This is a genomic window from Mesorhizobium sp. M4A.F.Ca.ET.050.02.1.1 (assembly GCF_003997725.1).
Classification (GTDB): Bacteria; Pseudomonadota; Alphaproteobacteria; order Rhizobiales; family Rhizobiaceae; genus Mesorhizobium.
This window is the reverse complement of the sequence record NZ_RZSG01001277.1, coordinates 1-949: the sequence shown is the minus strand read 5'-3', so window position 1 is coordinate 949 and position 949 is coordinate 1. Positions and strand designations below refer to the sequence as shown.

General features: G+C 68.8%; 1 pseudogene. It reads right to left on the bottom strand.

What is annotated here, in order from left to right:
- Positions 1-949 (bottom strand): annotated as a pseudogene (locus EOA33_RS36915) (glycine dehydrogenase (aminomethyl-transferring)); the annotation flags it as partial.

Sequence of the window (949 nt, the reverse complement as noted above, 5' to 3'; positions counted from 1 at the left end):
GGTGAACATCAGCGCCGCGAGATTCTTGGAATGCTCGTTGGCCTTGGCCCTCATGTCGTCCATGTCGATATTGCCGTCCTCGGAACAGCGCACGACGACGACACTCATTCCCGCCATCGCTGCGCTCGCGGGATTGGTGCCATGCGCGGAGGACGGGATCAGGCAGACGGTGCGATGACCCTCGCCGCGCGAGCGGTGGTAGGCGCGGATGGCGAGCAGGCCGGCATATTCGCCCTGGCTGCCGGCATTGGGCTGCAGGCTGACCGCATCGAAGCCGGTGATTTCCGACAGCCAGCCTTCCAGCTCGCCGGCCATGGCGCGATAGCCGGCCGAATGGCTGGCCGGCGCGAAGGGATGCAGGTTGGCGACGCTCGGCCAGCTCACCGGCATCATCTCGGCGGCGGCGTTGAGCTTCATGGTGCAGGATCCCAGCGGGATCATGGCGCGGTCGAGCGCCAGGTCCTTGTCGGCCAGCCGGCGCAGGAAGCGCATCATGTCCGTCTCGGAATGGTTCTCGTGGAAGACCGGCTGGGTCAGGAATTCCTTGCCGCGCGGTTTTCCAGGCACGGTTCGGTCGGCCGCCGCGGGGGCCTTGGCGCTGAAGAGGCCGGCGATCGCCTCGAGGTCGGACTCGGTCGAGGTTTCGTCGAAGGCGACGCCGATATGGTCGGCGTCGATGACGCGCACGAGCCGGCCGGTCTTCTCGGCGGCGGCGGCGATCGCCTTGGCCTTGCCCCGCACTTCGACCATTACCGTGTCGAAACGGCTGGCGCCGAGCACGGCAACGCCCGATGCCGTGAGGCCGGCGGCCAGGCGCCCGGCGAGCCCGTGGATGCGCTCGGCGATCGCCTGCAGGCCGGCGGGGCCGTGCCAGAACGCATAGGCGGTCGCCATTTTGGCGAGCAGCGCCTGCGCGGTGCAGATGTTGGAGGGGGCCTTGTCGCGGCGG